At 36.3% G+C, this 22,029-nt stretch carries 25 protein-coding genes; 21 read left to right on the forward strand and 4 right to left on the reverse strand.

What is annotated here, in order from left to right; translation table 11 throughout:
• The first annotated feature begins 660 nt into the window (after nt 1-660).
• The 9 genes from ACQKMR_RS15975 to spoVK all read left to right on the forward strand — a co-directional run bounded on the left by ACQKMR_RS15975 (nt 661) and on the right by spoVK (nt 11,390).
• Nucleotides 661-1,116 carry an SMI1/KNR4 family protein gene (locus ACQKMR_RS15975; protein ID WP_427698172.1) on the forward strand — a complete coding sequence of 152 codons (456 nt, stop codon included), beginning with the start codon at nt 661-663 and terminating at the stop codon, nt 1,114-1,116.
• Between the two features lie 207 nt (nt 1,117-1,323).
• On the forward strand, nt 1,324-2,031 hold the full coding sequence (locus ACQKMR_RS15980; RefSeq protein ID WP_427698173.1) for a response regulator transcription factor: 708 nt from the start codon (nt 1,324-1,326) through the stop codon (nt 2,029-2,031).
• On the forward strand, nt 2,028-3,089 hold the full coding sequence (locus ACQKMR_RS15985) for a sensor histidine kinase (RefSeq protein WP_427698174.1): 1,062 nt from the start codon (nt 2,028-2,030) through the stop codon (nt 3,087-3,089). The genes ACQKMR_RS15980 and ACQKMR_RS15985 overlap by 4 nt, the downstream gene beginning before the upstream one ends.
• Before the next feature lie 99 nt (nt 3,090-3,188).
• Nucleotides 3,189-3,965: an ABC transporter ATP-binding protein gene (locus ACQKMR_RS15990; RefSeq protein WP_427698175.1), complete on the forward strand. Its 777-nt coding sequence runs from the start codon at nt 3,189-3,191 to the stop codon at nt 3,963-3,965.
• The gene (locus ACQKMR_RS15995; protein ID WP_427698176.1) at nt 3,943-5,883 is read left to right on the forward strand and encodes an FtsX-like permease family protein; all 1,941 of its coding nucleotides are present in this window, start codon (nt 3,943-3,945) and stop codon (nt 5,881-5,883) included. Before ACQKMR_RS15990 ends, ACQKMR_RS15995 begins: the two co-directional genes overlap by 23 nt.
• A gap of 660 nt (nt 5,884-6,543) precedes the next feature.
• Nucleotides 6,544-7,866, forward strand: a complete 1,323-nt coding sequence (locus ACQKMR_RS16000) for an ATP-binding protein (protein WP_427698177.1) — start codon at nt 6,544-6,546, stop codon at nt 7,864-7,866.
• Between the two features lie 925 nt (nt 7,867-8,791).
• Entirely contained in the window at nt 8,792-9,778 is a 987-nt protein-coding gene (miaA, locus tag ACQKMR_RS16005; RefSeq protein WP_427698178.1) for a tRNA (adenosine(37)-N6)-dimethylallyltransferase MiaA, read from the forward strand.
• Between the two features lie 3 nt (nt 9,779-9,781).
• On the forward strand, nt 9,782-10,015 hold the full coding sequence (gene hfq / locus ACQKMR_RS16010) for an RNA chaperone Hfq (protein ID WP_034313436.1): 234 nt from the start codon (nt 9,782-9,784) through the stop codon (nt 10,013-10,015).
• A 412-nt stretch (nt 10,016-10,427) separates the two neighbouring features.
• Nucleotides 10,428-11,390 carry a stage V sporulation protein K gene (gene spoVK / locus ACQKMR_RS16015; RefSeq protein WP_427698179.1) on the forward strand — a complete coding sequence of 321 codons (963 nt, stop codon included), beginning with the start codon at nt 10,428-10,430 and terminating at the stop codon, nt 11,388-11,390.
• 37 nt (nt 11,391-11,427) lie between these two features.
• Here the strand turns inward: spoVK and ACQKMR_RS16020 are convergent, their stop codons facing one another.
• Nucleotides 11,428-12,036, reverse strand: coding sequence for a trimeric intracellular cation channel family protein (locus ACQKMR_RS16020; protein WP_427698180.1), 609 nt, complete (start codon nt 12,034-12,036; stop codon nt 11,428-11,430).
• Between the two features lie 177 nt (nt 12,037-12,213).
• Between ACQKMR_RS16020 and hflX the strand changes: the two genes are divergently transcribed.
• From hflX to glnA, 4 genes are all read left to right on the forward strand, one after another.
• Nucleotides 12,214-13,467 carry a GTPase HflX gene (hflX, locus tag ACQKMR_RS16025; protein ID WP_427698181.1) on the forward strand — a complete coding sequence of 418 codons (1,254 nt, stop codon included), beginning with the start codon at nt 12,214-12,216 and terminating at the stop codon, nt 13,465-13,467.
• 12 nt (nt 13,468-13,479) lie between these two features.
• Nucleotides 13,480-14,748: an aminotransferase class I/II-fold pyridoxal phosphate-dependent enzyme gene (locus tag ACQKMR_RS16030; protein ID WP_427698182.1), complete on the forward strand. Its 1,269-nt coding sequence runs from the start codon at nt 13,480-13,482 to the stop codon at nt 14,746-14,748.
• Nucleotides 14,749-14,954: 206 nt separating this feature from the next.
• A complete protein-coding gene (locus tag ACQKMR_RS16035) occupies nt 14,955-15,359 on the forward strand; it encodes a MerR family transcriptional regulator (protein WP_427698183.1) in 405 nt (134 codons plus the stop codon).
• Nucleotides 15,360-15,398: 39 nt separating this feature from the next.
• Nucleotides 15,399-16,733, forward strand: a complete 1,335-nt coding sequence (glnA, locus tag ACQKMR_RS16040; protein ID WP_427698184.1) for a type I glutamate--ammonia ligase — start codon at nt 15,399-15,401, stop codon at nt 16,731-16,733.
• 128 nt (nt 16,734-16,861) lie between these two features.
• Here the strand turns inward: glnA and ACQKMR_RS16045 are convergent, their stop codons facing one another.
• The 3 genes from ACQKMR_RS16045 to ACQKMR_RS16055 are packed head-to-tail and all read right to left on the reverse strand — an operon-like array spanning nt 16,862 to nt 18,852.
• The gene (locus ACQKMR_RS16045; protein ID WP_427698185.1) at nt 16,862-18,019 is read right to left on the reverse strand and encodes a tyrosine-type recombinase/integrase; all 1,158 of its coding nucleotides are present in this window, start codon (nt 18,017-18,019) and stop codon (nt 16,862-16,864) included.
• A complete protein-coding gene (locus ACQKMR_RS16050; protein ID WP_427698186.1) occupies nt 18,012-18,473 on the reverse strand; it encodes an ImmA/IrrE family metallo-endopeptidase in 462 nt (153 codons plus the stop codon). The genes ACQKMR_RS16045 and ACQKMR_RS16050 overlap by 8 nt, the downstream gene beginning before the upstream one ends.
• A gap of 16 nt (nt 18,474-18,489) precedes the next feature.
• Entirely contained in the window at nt 18,490-18,852 is a 363-nt protein-coding gene (locus tag ACQKMR_RS16055; protein ID WP_427698187.1) for a helix-turn-helix domain-containing protein, read from the reverse strand.
• Nucleotides 18,853-19,034: 182 nt separating this feature from the next.
• Between ACQKMR_RS16055 and ACQKMR_RS16060 the strand changes: the two genes are divergently transcribed.
• From ACQKMR_RS16060 to ACQKMR_RS16095, 8 genes are all read left to right on the forward strand, one after another.
• Nucleotides 19,035-19,292: a helix-turn-helix domain-containing protein gene (locus ACQKMR_RS16060; protein WP_427698188.1), complete on the forward strand. Its 258-nt coding sequence runs from the start codon at nt 19,035-19,037 to the stop codon at nt 19,290-19,292.
• A gap of 9 nt (nt 19,293-19,301) precedes the next feature.
• The gene (locus ACQKMR_RS16065) at nt 19,302-19,568 is read left to right on the forward strand and encodes a group-specific protein (protein WP_309559251.1); all 267 of its coding nucleotides are present in this window, start codon (nt 19,302-19,304) and stop codon (nt 19,566-19,568) included.
• A 15-nt stretch (nt 19,569-19,583) separates the two neighbouring features.
• The gene (locus ACQKMR_RS16070) at nt 19,584-19,706 is read left to right on the forward strand and encodes a hypothetical protein (protein ID WP_427698189.1); all 123 of its coding nucleotides are present in this window, start codon (nt 19,584-19,586) and stop codon (nt 19,704-19,706) included.
• A complete protein-coding gene (locus ACQKMR_RS16075; RefSeq protein ID WP_427698190.1) occupies nt 19,690-19,908 on the forward strand; it encodes a hypothetical protein in 219 nt (72 codons plus the stop codon). Before ACQKMR_RS16070 ends, ACQKMR_RS16075 begins: the two co-directional genes overlap by 17 nt.
• Before the next feature lie 24 nt (nt 19,909-19,932).
• Nucleotides 19,933-20,145 carry a hypothetical protein gene (locus ACQKMR_RS16080; protein ID WP_427698191.1) on the forward strand — a complete coding sequence of 71 codons (213 nt, stop codon included), beginning with the start codon at nt 19,933-19,935 and terminating at the stop codon, nt 20,143-20,145.
• Between the two features lie 97 nt (nt 20,146-20,242).
• On the forward strand, nt 20,243-20,500 hold the full coding sequence (locus tag ACQKMR_RS16085) for a hypothetical protein (protein ID WP_427698192.1): 258 nt from the start codon (nt 20,243-20,245) through the stop codon (nt 20,498-20,500).
• Nucleotides 20,501-20,604: 104 nt separating this feature from the next.
• The gene (locus tag ACQKMR_RS16090) at nt 20,605-21,522 is read left to right on the forward strand and encodes an AAA family ATPase (protein ID WP_427698193.1); all 918 of its coding nucleotides are present in this window, start codon (nt 20,605-20,607) and stop codon (nt 21,520-21,522) included.
• Nucleotides 21,523-21,537: 15 nt separating this feature from the next.
• Nucleotides 21,538-21,975, forward strand: coding sequence for a DUF669 domain-containing protein (locus ACQKMR_RS16095; protein ID WP_427698194.1), 438 nt, complete (start codon nt 21,538-21,540; stop codon nt 21,973-21,975).
• The last annotated feature ends 54 nt before the right edge of the window (nt 21,976-22,029 follow it).

The following is a 22,029-nucleotide window of genomic DNA, read 5'->3' on the forward strand; positions in this document are numbered from 1 at the left end:
AATCTAAATCTCTAATAGTCAAGATATTTGTCGCCATACCATAAAATCGTCGCATCCAACCTTTTAATCGACTGTGATAGTTAATTATATTTTGAATAGGATACTGCAATTGAATGTTGAAAAACCAATACCAGTCTTTTCTACTTTTATTCTTGGTATATAGACTAAATCTTTTGTATTACGTTTTAGCTTTAAGACCTTCTTCTACTTATTTCTGAAGTTTTATTCGCTCTAAGCGGTGAGAAATCCTATTTTAACAACGCTTGATCTTTATTGACATAGAATTGTAATAAAAAAATATCAGAAAATACGAAAAAATTAGTAAAATTATGTTAATATATTTAAAAAAAGTATTTTTCAAGGGTCTCATCGAGAGATAGAGATAAGGGACGTTTTCAAAGTTTTAATGGGCTGCTAGGACTTCTACCGTAAATTAACATCGTAAAGAATAATCAACTTGGCTATTTATTTTTTAAAAATAGACTGAATTTTGGCTGAACGGTAATAGGTAAGATAGCTACCATATTAAAAAAACTCAAATATAGCCCCTATTTGAAATTTCGAAGTGAATATTTTTTGAAGAATCAGGATTAGCATGTAGTGAAGAGTAATATATCAATAGTATGTTGCTACACATAAAATTGAAATGGAGTTGATAGAATGGTAAATATTACTGGATACGGAAAAGCTACGCAAGAAGCAGTAAATAACTTTGAAAAATATGTGGGTTTTGAAATCCCTGCCGATTATAAACAATTTCTCCTTGAATATAATGGTGGTACCACTACTGTGCAAAACTGTAAGTTTTATGTGGATGCATTAGACACCCTCGTTTGTTTAAATGTATTATATGGATTGGATCATGAGGAAAAAGAGTTTGATTTGCAGAAATGGCATGAGGAGAATAAAAAAGATTTACATAAGAATTGTATAATCATAGGTAATGATACGTATGCTGGTAAAATATTGATAATATTTAATGAAGAGGAAAAAGGAGTTTATTTCTGGGATCAGGGTTGGTATTCGGATCCATCAAGCCAGGATGAAAATATATATAAGGTTGCAGAAAGTTTTAAATCTTTCATTGAGGGACTTAAGATCCCAGAGGAAATCTAATTTCATTTGAATCCCCTTGATTGGCTCTGACCTTTCAAGGTTTTTTATTGTGAATTTACAACGACAGCACAGATTGAGATGATTTCAGAGTAGGAGAAAATTATTACATACGTAAAAAGTGAATATTAGATTAGGTCTGTTGGTTAAAGTGTTTTATTCCAACTTGAAAAATTTAGCTTTGCACACTGTTCGTTAGAGGAGGAAAAGATGTATAAAATCTTTATTGTAGAAGACGATGTCAAAATAGCTGCGATATTAATCAATTATTTTAAAAGATACGGGTATGAAGTTTCTGAAGCTAAGGAATTGGATGATATCTTTGTCGAGTTTAAAAAGATAAGGCCCGATTTGGTTTTAATGGATATTAATCTACCTTTTTTTGATGGCTTTCATTGGTGCCGCCAAATGAGGACGATTTCAAAAGTTCCCATTTTATTTATCTCAGCAAGGACTGATGAAATGAACCAAGTCATGGCCATTGAACATGGCGGTGATGATTATATTACAAAACCATTCCACTTGGAAGTCGTACTAGCGAAAATAAAGAGTGCTCTTCGACGGGTATATGGAGAATATGCGGGAGCATCATCACTCCATCAGCATGTAAAAGAAATGGATGGATTAACCCTTTATACGGAAAAGGCGATGATTGAATACCAGCAAAATCAGGCGACATTAACCCAAAATGAGTTTCGTTTATTGAATTGTTTACTTCGACAGTACGACACCATTGTTTCTCGTGAAGATTTACTTGAAGCCTTATGGAACGAAGATTCATTTGTTGATGATAATACTTTGACAGTTAATGTCACAAGAGTACGGAGAAAACTCGAAGACATTGGCGTAAACCATGCCATAACAACTAGCAGAGGAAAAGGGTATCGGCTCAAGGTAATGCAGGGTGAAGATAAGTGAATCTACTCTCCTTCATAAAAGACCGTCTTTATTTTATATTTTATACCATTCTATTAGGATGCTTGCTTATTCTTACATTTGTATTAGCCATTCTAGAAGCGGGAAATCAGATATCGATATCTAATATCTTCTATATGATTGTTCTCTCCATTTTTATGCTGTTACTTTTTTTAGCGATTGATTACATAAGGAATTACCGTTTTCTTAATCAGTTAGTAAGGATGAAGCAAGAACCGGGTTTGACATTTGAATTTGTCGAAATCTTTATGAATCCAGTAACAAAGGAACAAAAAGCATGGATTGAGCTTTTTCAGCAAATGAACCATGCTACTATTACGCAATTACAAGAACAAATAAAAATGAAGGAACAATATGAGCTTTTGATTCACCAATGGGTTCATCAAATGAAGACGCCTGTTTCGGTCATTTCTTTACTAATTCAAGAAGGAAAAAGGACATTTTCAAATGAGTCGATGAAGGATTTTCTTAAAGAGCTTGAAGAGGAAAATGACCGTTTTCGCAGAGGGCTGGAAATTATTTTACACGGAGCAAGGCTGCAGCGTTTTTCTGAGGATGTAAAGGCCGAGCCGATTGATTTAATTAATCTAGTCAAGCAAGTAATAAACGAGGAAAAAAAACAGTTCATTCAACGGACAATTTATCCGAAGCTTGAAACTGAGAACGAGAACTTTCAAGTGCATTCAGATCGCAAATGGCTCCACTTTGCCATTAGTCAAGTTGTTTTTAATGCATTGAAGTATTCAAGGCAGGGGGAGGGGGATACTATTACGTTCAGCATTACTGAAAAAGATCGTGATATTGTCCTTTGCATTACGGATCAGGGCAAAGGAATTGTCCCTCATGACTTAAAGCGAGTGTTTGATCCATTTTTCACAGGAGAAAATGGACGAACACAACAAGAGTCTACTGGAATGGGACTATACTTAGTAAGGGAAATTGTTAACAGGCTTGGACATAGGGTTAGTATTCAATCGACTGTTTCTGAGGGATCTTCGGTGCAATTTCTTTTTAAAACAAATACCTTACATGAAAGATGACAAAATTGTAAGGTTGTTAGGCGGTTATGTAATAAACATCGATGGGAGCCTCCTGCTTTATTCTTTATACTTTACTTTAGAAACGAGGAGGTCATATAGATGGCGATATTAAAAACGGAGCAATTATCCAAAACCTATTTTCAAAAGCAAGGAAATTTATTTCATAAAGCGTTAGATAATTTTACCATGGATGTTCAAAAAGGGGAGTTTGTTGGGGTAATGGGACCATCCGGGAGCGGAAAAACAACTTTGCTGAACTTAATGGCAACGATTGATAGGCCCACTTCTGGGAAAGTCATTCTAAATGACAAGAACCCTAATGAATTGAAAAACCGAGATCTTGCTTTGTTTCGCAGGAGGGAAATTGGTTTTGTTTTTCAAGATTTTAATCTTCTGGATACACTTACAGTTCGTGAAAATATTCTTCTTCCTTTAGCGTTAGATCATTTTAAACAGCATGAAATGGAAGATCGAGTAAATCAGTTGGCACGTCTTCTTAGTATAGAGGGGATTTTAGATAAACGGACTTTTGAAATTTCTGGGGGTCAACAGCAACGAACCTCTTGTGCAAGAGCGATGATTCACGAGCCATCCATTGTTTTAGCCGACGAACCGACAGGTAATTTAGATTCCAAATCCGCCAAGCAGGTAATGGATACCTTCACAACACTTCAAAAGGAAAAAGGAGCATCCATTCTAATGGTCACCCATGACCCAACTGCGGCTAGTTTTTGTGATCGGATTCTATTTATTAAAGATGGTAAGTTCTTTTCAGAGGTTCACAATGGAGGCGAAAGACAGAGCTTCTATCAACGAATTTTAGATACGTTGAGTGTGCTGGGAGGTGGCTACCATGAACCTTCGACATCTCGCTAAGAGAAATATCCAAGGAAATACCCAACGTTATCTTGCTTATTTTTTCAGCATTGTCTTTTCCGTTTCAATCTTTTTTATCTATGCATCCTTTATCTTTCATCCTGACATAGTCAATGCAAATATTAGTGGTGGGCAGATTGTGCGTGTTGCGCTTATTGCGGCTGAAATAGTAATCATTGTTTTTTCCGTTTTCTTTATCTCTTATTCTAATGCTGCTTTTATACAGCCGCGAAAAAAAGAGTTTGGTTTACTCACACTATTTGGAATGTCTAAATCTCAACTTAGAAAACTAATTTATATGGAGCAAACGATTGTGTCTCTTGTATCGATTGCGATTGGGGTAGGTTTGGGATTTTTATTCTCAAAGTTGTTCCTAATGATTGTTTCGTCTTTATTAGCGGTCGATGAACCATTAGCATTTGTCTTGGTCCCTAAAGCTTTTGTTTATACGATTGTTGGTTTCTTTTTATTATTTCAGTTATTATCACTCCTATCTTTGTTACAAATCGAAAATTTAGAGGTAGTCGATTTACTAAAAGATAAACAAAAACCAAAAAAGATGCCATTCGTATCCAAGTGGTTAATTGCATTATCCGTAATTTGTTTATGTATTTCTTATTATTTGGCAGCTACTATGACACTAAACAATTCATTACTACGAGTATTGCCGATTTTATTTTTCGTGCTGATTGGTACTTATTTTTTATTCAGCCAAAGTATTGTTGCTATGTGCAGAAGGCTGTATAGGAAGAAGAAAAGCTTATATAATGGGACGAATTTAATTACTCAAACTAACCTTATTTTTGATATTAAGAATTATTCGAGATTATTCTTTTTGACTTCGATTATTACTGCTGTCATTTTGACAGCAGCTGGAACGCTTTTTATGTTCACTGCAGATTTAAAGAAGCAGGGGATGGATAACATTCCACAAGCAATCGGCTGGATAGAAAATGATGCTTCTGTTAATTCCGTGATTGAGCCTTCAGAAGTAGAGAAAACCTTAAAGAAAGATGGATTTAAGGTCTCCTACAAAGTCAATGTGACAGGTGTGCCAGTTACAACTATGATTCCCCAAATAGGTACGGGAGAACCTAGTGAAAATCAGTCATTATTAATCTCGGAAAGAGACTATAACAAAGTCGCAGCATTTCGAAAGCTAGACCCTGTCGAGTTGTCGGGAGATGAAGCGTTATTTATTTTTCCTTATGCAACACTAGATTCTCAATTCGTACAACGAGGTGAACAAAAGGAACTTCATTATGGCAAAAATATCATACAGGTAACTATGTTAGGGCAGCGGAATCAAACCGTAATAGCACCTATCGGATTAGCAACTACTCTGATGGTTGTCGATGATAAGATGTATACTAATATTACTGATGATGTGCCTCTTAAACAAAAGGTAAGGGTGCGCGGGTACGAAGTTAAAGATTGGGAGGATGCAATAGAATCATCTAAGAAAATCGAAAAAATAGCTATTAACCCTGAACAGAATAAAGTGCAAACAAGAGCACCGATTTATGAGAAAGTGAGGCAAGGAAGTATGTTAACACTCTTTATCGGCCTGTTTGTCAGTTTATTATTCTTTATCGTCCAAGGAAGCATGATGTATCTTCGTGTATTTACGAATTTGGAAGATAAAAAAATCCAAATTAACGCTCTTAATCGAATGGGGTTAACACGAAAAGAAATTCGCAAAATCCTAAGCGCTGAGATACGCACTCTATTTTTTGTACCTTTTGTAATTGGGATGATTCATGCGATCGTTGCTTTCGTCGCATTAAGTAATTTATTGGGCTCTAATTTGCTCGGCTATTCGGCTATAGTTATCGGAACCTATTTTCTTCTTCAGCTACTATATTACCAAGTAACAAAGATAATGTATGAGCGGGCAGTTATTAGTACGATTAAGTAGAATAAAGTGCCAATCAAGAAGGAATCAGACGCTTATTCTCTGATTCCTTCTTGTTTGATATTAAGATATTGAATCCAGATGTTTTTTCTGGTGTGTGTTTACGATTTTGAATGGGGAATAATTCCCCTATGAAAATTTATAAGTAGTTCAATAGTGCCAGAAAAAGTGAAACAGTCTTTTTTTTGAGCTGGATAATATGTTAATAAAAAAAATGTGAATAAAATAATGTAAAAATTGGTGTGTTTGTACATGCAAAACCTATTCGTTCTTGAAATATTTTCATATAAAGGGTAAAATTATTTATTTCAAGAGGCAATAGTAATTATTGGCTTTTTAAATGTTAGCAGTTTAGGTGGGGGAAAGTATAGTGGCTTTTTGGATTTTCTGTAAAATATAAGGAAGTGAAATGTTTTTTAAAATTTATAAAAATTGGATGTAGAGTGGTTTGAAATTTTAAGAGTTTCAGGATTATAGCAAGAAGAGGAAAATTCCAAAGGATGAAGTGGGTTATCTGGTATTTTTTTGATTAAATATAGTCTTATAAACCTACTATTATAGAGGTGATTTGATTTTTATCTATTTCTTTGTCCCTTTTTATATAGTAAACTCAGAATGGGTTCGTTAACTTTTAGCTGCTAGGGATGAGGTAAATTTAATGCTATGAAAAATAAAAAGTTAAGGGCATTACTTTATTTAACCATTATTTTATTAATTGTATTTATTCTTCTAAACATGTTTTCTACATATTTAAGTATTAAAAATTCTGTTCAGAAATCGGTTGCAAACCAAAGCTTGGTAGCTGCTAAGTCTATTGCCGACTCAATGGATATAGAGGCATATAAACGTTTCCTCAATAACCAAGTAAATAACCAGGAATATAGGGATATAGAAGCCTACTTAGAAGATGCACGGGAAAAAGTTGGGGCTTTGTATGTATATACCTTGATGGTGGACAATCCGAGAGAATCCAGAGCTATGATTACAGGATTTTCTAAAGATTTTAGAGGGGAATTTCCTATTGGTGGTGTGTGTACGGTTCCAAAAGAGCAGGTCAAACAAGCCTATGACGGAAAAAGCTTTATTACTGGAATCCTGGAGGATCCAGTGTATGGCGAATATTTGACTGTAGGAGTGCCAATAAAAGATCAAGAAGGTGCCATTATTGGTTTTTTAGGTATTGATGTAAGTGCAGAGGATATTAATACCATTAACGGAAAAGTAATGAAAAGCAGTATTGCCATCATCGTTTATAATGGGGGCTTTGTTATTATGCTGTTAGTTACCTTTTTTGTGATTCAAAAATGGTATCAAAAAGAATTGACACGCGAAGTGGGTGATACGGAGGATACGTATCAATCGGAATTTCAATCACTAATAGCTTCTGTACGCTCTTTAAGGCATGATTTTTCCAATCATATTCAAGTTATACATGGACTTCTTAAGCTTGGGGAAAATGCTAAAGCATTAGATTATTTAACTGGTCTCTCTAAAGAAGTGCATTCGATAGAATCGATGAAATTGGATGTGAATCATCCTGGCTTATCCGTTCTTTTAGAGACGAAAAGGCTCTCAGCCCAGAATTATAACATCGATATTGCGCTTGATGTTTCTCCCAACTCTTTCAACAGGGTTAAAACAATTGATTTAATTAAATTGTTATCGAATGTAATCGACAATGCTATTGAGGCAACGACTGAATTACCTGAGCAAGAACGCCGGATGAATATAATCTGTAAAGCCAACGAAGAAAAGTATACGTTTGAGGTTACCAATACCGGACCAATGATTTCTACTATAGATATGGAAAATATTTTTGCTAGCGGCTTTTCTACCAAAAAGGCACAAAAGGGAAAGGTAAGAGGACAAGGCTTGTTTATCGTTAAAGACTTAGTTAACAGGTATGATGGGGATATTTTCATAAAGTCTAATGAAAAAGGGACCACCGTTACGATGATGATACCTGTAAATGGAAGAACAAGCTAGTTCCTTTTATATTAGAAAATTTAATGATAGGAAAGCAGATAAACCGATTGTGAACTGCACCCCGATTGTTAGAAAACATCTAACAAACGGAGGTGCTATTTTTCTTTTTTAATAATTGAATGCATTACTTACGGATTTAGGTGGTTAATAATATGGTTTAACGTTTATGAAATCTCCCCCTTATTCATAATTAATTATCAGTTTCTTTTTCAGTTCATTCATTCAGAACCTTCTTTAAGTACCTTTAATAACTACTTTTTTACTAGTACCCTTGAAAACTGAATTCTTCCGTTTTTAATACAGACATTCGATAAGCGGACATCAACAATAACCTTTTCGAATGGATTGGTAAATTTCGAAACGCTTTACTATAGAAGAAACTATATTTTTATACAATAGCGGTCGTTTTACTATTGAAGCCAAGGTGGCCGGGCAAGCCAAGTTTGAATTAATATTTCATTACAGCATGACTTTCAACGGGAATGAAAATCTTATGTTGTTTGATTGAAAGTTTTTTAAGTGTTTGCTATAAATTTTTTTCTTGTTGAGCCATAAAGAACGCTGAACAACTTCCTACCAGTCGATATGTAATAGCGAATATAAGTAAGTATCGAATTCAGTAGAGGATACATTACGTAATAGAGAATGGTTTGTTTCTTTCTTTCTCTACTTCTTTTAGGAGTGCGTAGTCATCTTTTCTCTAGAGAGAAAAAACACCTTCACCGTCTATATATACTTTTTTTTACGAAAAAAGTAGCACCACTTAAAAAATAATTATTGATCGCCTTGTTTTAATGAATATTATTCAGGGTGTTCCTAAAGGGGATGTGAATAAACTAATAGCTTTTGGACATAATGGATAGATGTTTGGCTGCTTTCGCCGAGATTATGATAAGATAGGGAAAAATCATATAAGGCAGTGAGAATGTTGAAACAACTAAAAGGAAAACTTCTCGTTATCATCGGACCGACTGCTGTTGGTAAGACGAAAATGAGCATTGAGATGGCTAAACAATTTAATGGTGAAATTATCAGCGGAGATTCCATGCAGGTTTATAAAGGGATGGATATTGGGACTGCGAAAATCAAGAGAGAAGAAACAGAGGGAATTCCTCATTATTTGCTTGATATTAAGGAACCGGATGAACCATTTAGCGCGGCTGAGTTCCAGGAGCGCGCTAATGCATGTATCGAGGATATCCAAAACAGAGGAAAACTCCCTATTATTGTCGGTGGAACAGGTTTATACATACAATCGGTCATTTATGATTATCAATTTTCTGAAGCACCATCTGATCCCGCTTATAGGGATACGTTAGAAAAGCAGGTAAAGGAATTAGGAATTGATCCTGTTTTTGAACAATTACGAAGTGTTGACCCGGTAAGTGCAAAACGTATTCATCCTAATAATGTAAGAAGGGTAATCAGAGCACTTGAGATTTTTCATTGTACTGGAAAAACGATGAGTGAGCAGTTGGATGAACAGCCGACTGAAATGAAATACGATACGTGCATCATTGGTTTGACAATGGATCGGGAAAAATTATACCAACGTATTGATCACCGTGTCGACGTGATGGTAGAAGAAGGGCTGATTCAAGAGGTTCAGTCATTTTATGACCAAGGCTTGAGGGATTGCCAATCAATACAGGCTATTGGCTATAAAGAGATCTATGACTTTTTTGATGAAAGAGCATCATTAGAGGAAGCGATAGGAGCTTTAAAGCAAAATTCTCGTCGATATGCAAAAAGGCAATTGACTTGGTTCCGGAATAAAATGGATGTAATTTGGTTTGATATGACCAATCTAGAAGGTTTTTCAAAAAAAATACATGAAATATCTGGGTTTATAGCAGGAAAGCTTTTCAATAAAGGCGAATACATAAATTTAGAGAGAAAAGAGGAGGACTAATACATGAAACAATCAGTAAATATTCAAGATCAGTTTCTTAATCAATTACGAAAAGATGGTACGTATGTGACAGTATTTTTATTAAACGGTTTCCAAATTAGAGGACAGGTTAAAGGGTTTGATAATTTTACTGTTTTATTTGAATCAGAGGGCAAGCAGCAATTAGTCTATAAACATGCGATTTCTACATTCGCTCCACAACGTAATGTCCAGATTGATTACGAAGTGAAGGAATAATCATATAAATGGATAGAAAAAGACAGGCTTCGCTTATAGCGACCTGTTTTTTTTGTGCCTACTCTTGTAACTTTTTCAAGGATTCGATTATTTTACGCACCCGTTTTGAATATATATTAAGGGACGGATTATTTCTCGGGAAAGCGCAGGAAATGACATTTTCAAAAGAAGAATTGATGAAATGGAGATAAACTTGTCGTAATTATTTTCTAGAGGCAAGAATCCTGTCTAATTAAGTCGCAGTTTGAAGGGAAAAGTGGCTAATTATACTGAAATCTTAGGAAATCATAAAAAGTTATATGGGAATTTCCCGATTGATTTAGTTTAAAGGCTGTGCTAATAACGGCCTATGGCCATCATAAATCGAATGAAAATCGTGGCGTTAGGGGTCCAAGATGGAGAGGTGAATGCATTGGAACAACCGATCCGTATGAAAAATAACGGGCAAATCAACATTGTGTTTAATGCGGAAAATAGAAAAGCGCTGCAAAAGGATCTGCCGATAAAAGAAAAAGAAATTTTGGTGCAAGAAATTCCCCAACAGCATGTAGCATTAAAGGAAATTGAAGATGAATTAAAATCGCTAGTCGGAATGGAAGAAATGAAACGGATGATAAAAGAAATATATGCTTGGATCTATATCAACAAGCAGCGTGAGTCAAGAGGGTTGAAGACTGGCCGGCAAGCGCTTCATATGATGTTTAAAGGAAATCCTGGAACAGGGAAGACCACGGTTGCACGTTTAATCGGAAAGTTGTTTCAAAAAATGAATGTACTCACGAAAGGGCATTTAATTGAAGCGGAGAGGGCAGATTTGGTCGGAGAATATATTGGTCATACGGCCCAAAAAACGCGTGATTTAATTAAAAAGGCCATTGGTGGGATATTATTTATTGATGAAGCCTATTCCTTGGGGAGAGGCGGCGAAAAGGACTTTGGCAAAGAAGCCATAGATACGCTCGTGAAACATATGGAGGATCGACAACACGAGTTCATCTTAATTCTTGCTGGCTACTCACGAGAAATGGATTATTTCCTCAGCTTAAATCCTGGCCTTCATTCCAGGTTCCCGCTTGTTGTTGATTTTCCAGATTATACGATCGATCAGTTGATGGAAATAGCCGATCGAATGTTACAGGAACGGGAATATATAATGAACCGGGATGCTGAGAGGAAATTAAAAGATCATTTAATCATATTACGTTCATTTCGTGGACCTATATCGTTTTCAAACGGTCGCTATATCCGAAATGTTCTTGAAAAGTCGATTAGGGCGCAGGCAATGCGGCTATTAATAGAAGATTCATTTGAAAAAATCGATTTACTCACTCTGACCAGCCAAGATTTAATTTTTGAGGATGATGAGAAAGAATGAAAAACGAAAGCCCGCCAAAAATGGCGGGCTTTCAGATTTATGTTTTAGGTACCCATTTTTTATTAGGAAGGTGCCAATTATATGTGTAGGAAAGGACGCGTAATAAAGTGATGGCGGTAAAGAGGGTATACAGCTGCCATGACTGAGATAAGACTCCGCTGCCTAACGCTAAGCCTGCAATGATGGCCCAGACTGCGTAGATTTCTTTTCTAAAGACTAATGGTTTTCTACCGGCCAGAACGTCACGGACTATTCCGCCGCCGCATCCGGTTAACGCAGCTGAAACAATAATGGCGCTTATGGGATGATTCAGATCCACCGCATACATGGCCCCTTGTATAGCAAAGGCAGAAAGACCAATCGCATCACTTAAGTTACCCCATCTGTCCCAATGCTTTGATAGATTGGTAGGAAAAACAAAAACGATGGTGATAGATATTAATGCAATGATAAAATAGAAACTTTGATCCCACAATGTTGATACAGGTACACCAATCAATAAATTTCGGATTGCTCCTCCACCAAAAGCGGTTACGATTCCTAAAATATAAACTCCTAAAATATCATACTCTTCTTCCATGGCAATAATGGTCCCGCTTATGGCAAATGCAATTGTACCTATGAAGCTTAAAACTTCCCATGTCATATGTTTTTCCCTCTATGTCTTTTCAATTTGATGTTAAAGTCAAATTTGATTTTAGCATGTTATCGAATAATTTAAAATGGTTAAAATCGTTAAAATCTTTGTTTTTATTAAAGTTTTATATGTTTAATTTTTTTTGTTATGATTAAATGAAATCTTTCATAAAAGGTGGTGCACGATTTGGATGAATCAATAAAGGAAACGGCTGTATTAATAGGATGCCAAACAACAGAAGCTGACGAGCGTTTTGAATATTCGTTGGATGAGCTGGCTTCGTTAGCGAAGACAGCGAATGGCGAGGTGCTAATGACAATTACTCAGAAAAGGGAAAGGGTTGATCCGTCTACATATATAGGTAAAGGTAAAGTGGAGGAACTTCAGAATTTAGAAGAAGAGTTGGAGCCGGATCTATTTATCTTTAATGATGAATTATCTCCGAGTCAGATTCGTAATCTTTCTAAACATTTGCAAGCAAGGATTATAGATCGGACACAGCTTATTTTAGATATTTTTGCTCAGCGTGCGCGCTCAAGAGAAGGGAAGCTGCAGGTTGAACTGGCTCAGCTTCAATATTTATTGCCGCGATTGGTCGGGCAGGGTACGGCAATGTCTAGGCTTGGAGGCGGAATCGGCACCAGAGGACCTGGAGAAACGAAGTTGGAAAGCGATCGCCGCCACATTCGTGGGAAAATTGATGAAATCAAGCAACAACTAAGCGGGATAGTTAAGCATCGTGAACGGTATCGCGATAGAAGGAAACGAAATAAAACCTTTCAAATTGCCCTGGTCGGATACACGAATGCGGGTAAATCAACGCTGTTCAACCGTTTGACTGAGGCAGATTCTTTCGAGGAGAACCAGTTATTTGCTACACTTGATCCGATGACTCGAAAAGCTATTCTTCCTAGCGGATTTACAGTGCTACTGACGGATACTGTTGGCTTTATACAAGATTTGCCGACATCTTTAATCGCAGCATTTCGCTCGACTCTTGAAGAAGTGAAGGAAGCTGATTTATTGCTCCACGTTGTCGATTCCTCAAGTTCGGATTACTTTAATCACGAGAAAACGGTTCACGATTTGCTAAATGACTTAGAAGTCCCTTCCATTCCACAACTAACGTTGTATAATAAGAAAGATAGGGTTCACACTGACTTTGTAAGGTCATCTAGTAGTGATTCTTTATTAATCAGTGCCTATGATCATTCAGACCTGAATCAAATCATGGAAGAAATTGAAAAGTACGTGATTGATGAAATGATCCCGTATTATGTTTTCCTGCCTTCAAGTGAGGGTAAACTATTATCACAGCTGAAAAATGAAACCATATTGCGCACTCTCTCCTTTAATGAAGAATCGGAAAGATATGAATGCAAAGGTTTTTGTCTAGCTGATCATCCATTAACCGGCCAGCTAGAGAAATATTCATTATAAAGGGGAATTTAGATGTATCAGCATTTAACACATGGAGAAGTGTTAAAAAACATTGCCCAGGAAGTAGAAGCAATGATTTCTCCGTTACATAAGCAAGTCGATGAACGAATTGAAGAAAATCAATTTCGTGTGTTACAAAGTTATCAAGCACATAGAGTGAGTGATTCTCATTTCATCCCTACGACAGGGTACGGATATGATGATATCGGACGCGACACTCTAGAATTGATTTATGCCGATGTCTTTGGCGCGGAAGCGGGATTGGTGCGTTCTCAAATAATTTCGGGTACACATGCGATTTCAACGGCTCTGTTCGGTATATTACGTCCAGGGGATGAATTGCTGTACATAACTGGAAAGCCATATGATACATTGGAAGAGATTGTCGGTATCCGAGGCTCGGGTATCGGATCTTTGCGTGATTTTCAAATTAGTTATAAGGCTGTTCCGTTATCGGAATACGGAACCGTTGATTTTGAAGCCGTAAAACAGGCAATTCAACCGAATACGAAAATGGTTGGAATCCAACGCTCAAAAGGGTATGCTACACGTCCTTCCTTTACGATTGATGAAATTAAAGAGATGATTTCTTTCGTTAAAGAGATAAACCCAGAAATCGTCGTGTTCGTGGACAATTGTTATGGGGAGTTTGTTGAAACTCAAGAGCCGTGTCATGTAGGGGCAGATTTAATGGCTGGTTCTCTCATTAAAAACCCCGGTGGTGGAATTGTAAAAACAGGTGGATACATTGTCGGTAAAAAAGAATTGGTCGAAGCTTGCTCTTATCGATTAACTTCACCAGGAATTGGTGCGGAAGCTGGTGCTTCTCTTTATAGTTTACAGGAAATGTATCAAGGATTCTTTCTTGCGCCCCACGTCGTTGGACAAGCGGTTAAAGGCGCCATGTTCACTGCAGCCTTTTTGGAAAAAATCGGTATGAATACGTATCCTAGATGGGATGCGAAACGCACCGATTTAATTCAATCTGTCCAATTTGATGACCGGGATAAAATGGTTGCCTTTTGTCAGGCCATTCAATATGCGTCACCAATCAATTCGCATGTGACACCATATCCTGCATATATGCCTGGTTATGAAGACGATGTAATCATGGCAGCAGGCACCTTTATTCAGGGGGCAAGCATTGAACTGACAGCAGATGGTCCGACAAGAGCTCCGTATGTTGCCTATGTTCAAGGTGGATTAACATATGCTCATGTTAAAATCGCCGTGTTGACTGCTGTGAATGCTTTAATGGATAAAAAACTGATCCAATTGTAATAGGAATGCTAGCTGGAATTTTACCAGTTTTCGTTTCAGAATCCAGTTCAACTGGATTCACAGAAGAAATAATAGTCATAATATTTGATAAGTTACAAATCACTTAACTTTTCTAAAAAAATCATGTCATAAAATGTAACATCGAATTGACAAGTTTAATAACATATTATATGATTATATCAGATAAAAAAAGGAGGATGCTAAGAATGAGTGGCAACAACATTCGGCGTTCGATGCCTCTTTTTTCCATCGGAATTGTAATGCAGCTAACTGAATTATCTGCGCGCCAAATTCGATATTACGAAGAGCATCAACTAATTACTCCTATGAGAACAGATGGAAATCGTCGGGTTTTTTCTTTAAACGATATTGATCGACTACTTGAGATTAAAGACTTAATCGAACAAGGAGTCAATCTGGCCGGCATAAAAAAAATTTTCACTGTAAAGGAACAGAACTTACCTAAGACTCAAGATATAGAACAAGCGGAAAAGATAAGACAGGACCTTAGTGACGAGGAGCTTCGTAAGCTTCTGCGTGCTGAGCTTTTACAAGCCAGTAAGCATCGAACATCTCTTCGACAAGGGGATATGTCCCGTTTTTTTCAATAAAAATATGATTTATGAATTATTATTTAGGGGGAATTAAAATTGGCAAAGTTCACACGTGAAGACATCACTCGTTTAGCAAAAGAAGAAAATGTTAAGTACATCCGTTTACAGTTTACTGACATTTTAGGGACGATTAAAAACGTTGAAATCCCAGTTAGTCAATTAGAAAAAGCTCTTGATAACAAAATGATGTTTGACGGATCTTCCATTGAAGGGTTCGTACGTATCGAAGAATCTGATATGTACCTATATCCTGATTTAAATACATGGGTTATCTTCCCTTGGACTTCTGAAAAAGGTAAAGTTGCTCGTCTGATTTGTGATATTTATAATACAGATGGAGTTCCTTTTGATGGAGACCCTCGTACTAACTTAAAACGTGTCCTTGCAGAAGCAAGAGAAATGGGCTTCACTGATTTTAATCTTGGACCTGAACCAGAATTCTTCTTATTCAAACTAGATGCAGCTGGAGAGCCGACTTTGGAATTGAATGATAAAGGCGGATACTTTGACCTTGCACCTACTGACCTAGGAGAAAACTGCCGTCGCGATATCGTTCTTGAACTTGAAGAAATGGGATTTGAAATTGAAGCATCTCACCATGAAGTAGCTCCAGGACAACATGAAATTGACTTTAAGTATGCAGATGCAATTTCAGCATGTGATAACATCCAAACTTTCAAATTGGTTGTTAAAACGATTGCCCGCAAGCATGGTTTACACGCAACATTTATGCCTAAACCATTGTTCGGTGTTAATGGATCAGGTATGCACTGTAACGTTTCTTTATTCAAAGGAAGCCAAAATGCTTTTTACGATACAGAAGGAAAATTAGAACTAAGTAAAACAGCAGAGCAATTTATCGCAGGTATCATTAAGCATGCTCCTAGCTTCACAGCGGTAACAAACCCAACTGTTAACTCATACAAACGTCTAGTGCCTGGTTACGAAGCTCCTTGTTATGTTGCTTGGTCTGCGAAAAACCGTAGCCCATTAATTCGTATCCCAGCTTCACGCGGTGTTAGTACTCGTGTTGAGGTACGTAGTGTCGATCCAGCAGCCAATCCATACTTGGCACTTGCTGTAATATTGAAAGCGGGTCTTGACGGTATCCAAAACGACCTAACTCCTCCTGCACCAGTTGACCGTAACATTTATGTAATGAATAAAGAAGAACGTGAAGAAGTAGGAATCGTAGATTTACCAGCTACTTTATATGCTGCATTGGAAACATTAAAATCCAATGAAATCATTAAAGAAGCTCTTGGTGATCACCTGCTTGAACACTTTATCGAAGCAAAAGAAATTGAATGGGATATGTTCCGCACACAAGTTCACCCTTGGGAACGCGAACAATATATGTCTACTTATTAATATCAAAATAAGCTTTGAAACCCTTGATGCCATTGGTGTTGAGGGTTCTTTGTTTTTCGGGCATCTTTTCATTAATTCTAATGGATTTACCAACTGCCCGATATTTGCCCGAAAAAAATCCGAAAAAATTATTCAAGGACATTTTTCATATGCTCCTCAAATTTACCCATAGTGTCCTTATCTATTTTTTTACTAATATGAGAGTATACGTCCGCTGTAATTTGCATACTGCCATGTCCTAAACGCTCTTGTATATATTTCATGCTTGCTCCTGCTTCTAACTGCAATACTGCATGAGTATGACGTGTAGAGTGAATTGGTAAAGGTGGAATTCCAGCTTTTTTTAAGATACGAGCAAATGAATTAAAAAGGCTTGTTTTAGGCATATAGTTTCCGTCATTTCGGCAAAGAACTAAATTTAGGTCATGGTGGAAATCATCTTGTAAAGCCAACTTGTTTTGGTTTTGAAACTTCTTGTGAAAAAGTAAATCGTTTGTAAGGGTTTGGCTTATTGTGATAACACGTTTTGAATTATAGGTTTTTACATCACCGAACATTTTACTTTTATCTTTACTAGCTTCTTGAAAATCAAGGGATTTATTAATAGTAATTGTCTTTTCTTTTAAATCAATGTCTGTCCATTGCAAGGCAGCTGCTTCACCCTTACGCATACCGGTTTCAATAAGCATTTTATAAAATATCCAGTAAATATATCCATACTCATAGGCTGATTTTAAAAAATTACCAATCTGTTCTGATTCGATGAACTTTATTCCTTTGTTATTATGTTCACCTTTTATAGTAACTCCAGTACATGGATTCATATTGGTTTTACCCAAGATCAAGGCCTTTTCAAAGGCATTGTACATTGTACCGTGTATGATTTCTATTGTTCTTCTGCTATATTTTTTTTCAGTTAGTTGGTTAATGAATTTCTGATACATTAAGGGTTTTACATCTTTAAGTAATATATTTTTGAAATATGGAATGATGTGATTCTCGATATTACGCTTGTGTAATTCAAATGTATTTTTAGCTACTGCACCCTTTTTATGTTCATTTAACCACATGTTCAGGTACGTATTTAATGATTCAGCAGTTATTTCGAATCCTTCGCGAATCATTTTTTCTACTTCCTCAGCTGCTAATTGGGCTTCTTTTTTACTTTCAAATCCTTTTTTAGATTTTTCTCTAGTCTTTCGTGTTATTGGATCCTGATAATAGATTCGATACTCCCAAAAATCCTTGTTTAAGCCCTTCTTTTTGTATTTATAATATTTAGCCATATTTTCTCTCCTTCCCAATAATATCGAGTGGATTAAGTCTAATGGTTAAATCGTGATGATAGATAGAGTCTCCGTATATTTCTATATACCTGTCTAATGCTTCTTGTAAGAACTCCTCAGTAACGTTTAAAAAATCAGCAACTTCAAATCGATTTGTGCATCCATATTCGAAGGCATCCACAAAGCAAGATAATGGTAATATCTCGTTGTATGCCCAGCGCCTTGCAATTTTTTCTTGTTTAACGTTATTTAGATTAGTTTGATCAATAATATTTCCTACAGTTTTGAAGTGGTGACCCAATTCTTCTGCTAAAATGCATTCTTTTTCTACTTTTGTTTGCCGTCTTTCTATTATGATGTGTCCGTTCCTGTATAATCCTTTAAAACCATATTTAAGTTCTTTTTCTCTCACAGGTATTTCTTCATATTCGAAAAGCAATTTATTATAATGCATCTGGGAGTACACGCCCTTATTTGTTATCGTCTTGGAAGATAAAATCAATGTATTTTAAAACATCTTTCATCTTTTCTTCAGTAACTTCTTTTCCATTCAAGTGAGCTGCTATAGTTTCAATTGCTTTGCTATTTTTTTTGTTTTCTATAGAAGATTCATCTTCGGTTATGCCCATTATATATTCTGGTGATGCATCGAAAAAGTCAGCGAAAATTCTAATTATATCCATTTTTGGTTCTGCTAAATTATTTTCATATCTTGAAATCATACTTTTACTAATTTTTGTTTCATATTTCTCATTAATCTGTTTTGCTAATTGTTCAATACTAATTCTTTTTGAAGTTCGCAAATTTTTAAGAATGGATCCAAATGAGTACATAAACTAGATTCTCCTTCTTCTATATTATTCATATCTAATATTCTAACTTGTTCGTTCCTATAATGCAATGCATTGTATAAAAAACGTTCCTTAAAAGGAATATTATTCGTTGACATATAAAATTTATTAACCTATACTAAAAATGTTCCTAAAAAGGAACGAAATGAGAGTGAGGTGAAAAAATGGCAAACATCAATCAAAGCACCTCTCGTAGACATCAACCTTACAGGAAAATTAAAGCTTACTTGGTAGAAAACGATATTTCTCAAAAAGATCTTGGTGTCTTACTTGAAAAGAGCCAAAGTGCAGTTAATCAAAAGCTAAATGGGACGGGAGGAGATTTTTCTTTACAGGAAGCAAGAATAATGTCTGAAAAATTAGGCATTCCAAGTGCATTTTTTTTTGAAGTAATCGTTCCTATAAAGGAACGAATGGGATGAGGTAATCACATTTTTAATGTTCAAATCGATGAAGTTAAATTCAAAAAAATCTATCTCGACGAAATTAAAGAAAAAATGAAAGAGATTGATGTTGAACTGGTTTTTTGGGACGCAAGGGAACTTGAAAGAAGAACTTGTATGTCATGGAACACAATTCAGAAAGAGTTCTTCTTCGACCCTGACTTTCCTAAAAGGAAGGTTGGGGGCAAATGGTATTTTCCAGCTAAGGAAACAAGAGTGTTCTTATTAGAATGGATTGAGCGTAAATCATCTTAAAAGGAGGCTATTTAATTGGGCGAATTAATGGTATACGGATTATTTACTCTGTTAGTGTTTCTAGGTGGCTGTATGTGCGGTAGCTCATTGACTGAAGGGCGATTGAAAGGAGGTGAAATAATTGGAAAAAACGATTAAGTCTTTTGAGGTAATTGCTGAAGCAACTAATCCTTTTATCTATACCTTTGAGATTGGTAAGGAATTTGGTGGGTCAGTTGTGTATGACATTATCGAACGTGATGGGGTATTCAAATTGTTTAATCGTAAGGACGAGCTTATCACAGAAATTAATCTACCTGTTGTATGTGTGAAATATGAGTATGCCTTAGCTGCAGGCTGACGATACCAAGGAGGTTCAAAAATTGTGGATGTAGAGAATCCTAAGGTAATAGATTCACTTTGGAGGAAAGAGCCGAAAGTAGTTGGAGAATGTGGAGGATGTGGTCAAAGTATTTACTCTTTCGAAGATTTTTACGATATGCAGGACCAGGAAGAAACGGTTTTCATCCATTCAAGCTCAGAATGCTGTCTCCAATATGTTGCTGATAGATCACTTTGTAGAAATGGCAATGAATAGAAAAGACCCCTGTTTGCAGACAGGAGTCCTGAAAAATGTACAACTTATAAATATTCTATACATGTTTTTATCAAATTTGCAACAGGAGGATGGAAAAATGTATTTCGATTCTAAAGGACGTACAGTTTTCAGTCCAGAAACCGACCTATTGAAACCTCTTTATAAATTACTAGAACAATATGAACCTTCGATAGGTGGTAGCCACTTATTTGAAGATTTAATAGAAAACTATGAATTCCTTGATTCGATGTTAAAGGAAGGTGAAAAACCAAATGGATGCATTGAAGCGAATCAAGAAAGACCGCGACCATCTTCTCCGGGAGATATCGGAAGCCAAGATAAAAATCGAAGTTAATACTCAGTCCAATGAATCCCTTTCACAGGCGATTGATCGTCATGAGAAATTGGTGAAGGAATATAACGAAATCATTAAGATTGTGGAAGGAGGGGAATGATTCCATGTTTCAAGTCACAGAAGCTGAACGCGAAAAGGAAAAGGCAGTTGTTGGATTTATCGGCTGCAGTGGATCTGGCAAAACAGTAAGTGCACTTGTCGTTGCATACGGAATGATGAAAGAAGCATATCCGGATGCCAGTGAGTCAGAAATATGGTTGAAGATTGGCGTAGTTGATACCGAGCACAGAAGATCAAAATTATATGCCAATTTGCAAATTGGAGATATTAGCATCGGCAAGTTCAGGCACATAGATTTTACACCACCTTTCACAACGGAACGATATCAAATGGCTGTTCAAACAATAAAGGCAGCCGGGGCTGAGGTAGTTATAGTAGACTCCATTTCTCATAATTGGATGGGTGAAGGCGGCATTGTAGAAACCCATGGACAAATGTCCGGAAACTCATTTCAAAACTGGGGCAAGCTTACACCGGAAACAACAAAGTTAATTAAAACTCTTACTCAGAATAATGTTCATATCTTGGCAACCTTCCGGACCAAAACAGAATATGTCGTGGAGCCGAACAGTGAAGGTAAGATGGCACCAAGAAAAGTTGGCACCAAGCCTGTTCAAAAGGAAGAAATGGAATATGAGTTCATGCTCAACTTTGTAATTGATATTGATCATGTTGCTGATATATCCAAGGATAATACACAGATGTTTGAAGGCAAGCCGCAGAAAATAACTGTTGATGTTGGTCGAAAACTATACAAATGGCTCGAGCTTGGCATTGATGTAAAAGCCGAGGAAGAAGGCCAAAGGATTAGCCTGATTGAACAGGTGAAAGCTATTGCATCCAGTAATGCTGAAGCTCAAAAGAAAGTAGAAGAATTTGAGTTTAAGGCAAATACAAAGCTTGATGATTTTTCTATCAAACTTGCAAGTACAGCACTCGATAGATTAGCAGAATTTAAATAATAGGAGGAATTATAAATGTTTAAAGTAGACCATACAAAAGGTGAATCAACATTCGAACAAATCAAGCCAGGTGAGTATGAAGCAATCGTTATTAATTACGAACAAAAGGAATCATCCACTAAGAAGAACATGGTGGTTGTAGATTATGAAATTCGTTCAGATGTAGAACAACTGTGCCAAGGACAAAAAATTCTTTTCGATAACTTCATCGTTTCTGATACAACTTTGTGGAGATTCCAACAGGCTTCGGTAGCAGCACAGTTCCCTAATGGTATGGAGTTCGCGAACTACAAAGAATGGGCGGATGCTTTCTTAAATAAACCTGTCCGTTTAGTAGTCGGAGAAAGAGAATATAACGGTAAAAAATACGCTGAAGTAAAGGCGCTTAAAGTTTCTGAAGTAAGCGCACCAAATACAACAATTACGATTTCTGATGATGATGTTCCATTTTAAGCAACAGATTAATAGATTCAATGAATAGAGGGGAGCTTGATAGGCTCCCTTTTC

Source organism: Peribacillus sp. NPDC096540 (assembly GCF_050278525.1).
Classification (GTDB): Bacteria; Bacillota; Bacilli; order Bacillales; family DSM-1321; genus Peribacillus.

Coding starts and splice junctions, on each gene's coding strand:
- ACQKMR_RS16090 (WP_427698193.1), top strand. CDS start 20,605: ATGTTTCAAGTCACAGAAGCTGAACGCGAAAAGGAAAAGGCAGTTGTT.
- miaA (WP_427698178.1), top strand. CDS start 8,792: ATGTTGAAACAACTAAAAGGAAAACTTCTCGTTATCATCGGACCGACT.
- ACQKMR_RS16085 (WP_427698192.1), top strand. CDS start 20,243: ATGTATTTCGATTCTAAAGGACGTACAGTTTTCAGTCCAGAAACCGAC.
- ACQKMR_RS16050 (WP_427698186.1), bottom strand. CDS start 18,473: ATGCATTATAATAAATTGCTTTTCGAATATGAAGAAATACCTGTGAGA.
- ACQKMR_RS15975 (WP_427698172.1), top strand. CDS start 661: ATGGTAAATATTACTGGATACGGAAAAGCTACGCAAGAAGCAGTAAAT.
- ACQKMR_RS15990 (WP_427698175.1), top strand. CDS start 3,189: ATGGCGATATTAAAAACGGAGCAATTATCCAAAACCTATTTTCAAAAG.
- ACQKMR_RS15980 (WP_427698173.1), top strand. CDS start 1,324: ATGTATAAAATCTTTATTGTAGAAGACGATGTCAAAATAGCTGCGATA.
- hfq (WP_034313436.1), top strand. CDS start 9,782: ATGAAACAATCAGTAAATATTCAAGATCAGTTTCTTAATCAATTACGA.
- ACQKMR_RS15995 (WP_427698176.1), top strand. CDS start 3,943: ATGAACCTTCGACATCTCGCTAAGAGAAATATCCAAGGAAATACCCAA.
- ACQKMR_RS16060 (WP_427698188.1), top strand. CDS start 19,035: ATGGCAAACATCAATCAAAGCACCTCTCGTAGACATCAACCTTACAGG.
- ACQKMR_RS16030 (WP_427698182.1), top strand. CDS start 13,480: ATGTATCAGCATTTAACACATGGAGAAGTGTTAAAAAACATTGCCCAG.
- ACQKMR_RS16045 (WP_427698185.1), bottom strand. CDS start 18,019: ATGGCTAAATATTATAAATACAAAAAGAAGGGCTTAAACAAGGATTTT.
- ACQKMR_RS16000 (WP_427698177.1), top strand. CDS start 6,544: ATGAAAAATAAAAAGTTAAGGGCATTACTTTATTTAACCATTATTTTA.
- ACQKMR_RS16035 (WP_427698183.1), top strand. CDS start 14,955: ATGAGTGGCAACAACATTCGGCGTTCGATGCCTCTTTTTTCCATCGGA.
- ACQKMR_RS16095 (WP_427698194.1), top strand. CDS start 21,538: ATGTTTAAAGTAGACCATACAAAAGGTGAATCAACATTCGAACAAATC.
- ACQKMR_RS16020 (WP_427698180.1), bottom strand. CDS start 12,036: ATGACATGGGAAGTTTTAAGCTTCATAGGTACAATTGCATTTGCCATA.
- ACQKMR_RS16055 (WP_427698187.1), bottom strand. CDS start 18,852: ATGTACTCATTTGGATCCATTCTTAAAAATTTGCGAACTTCAAAAAGA.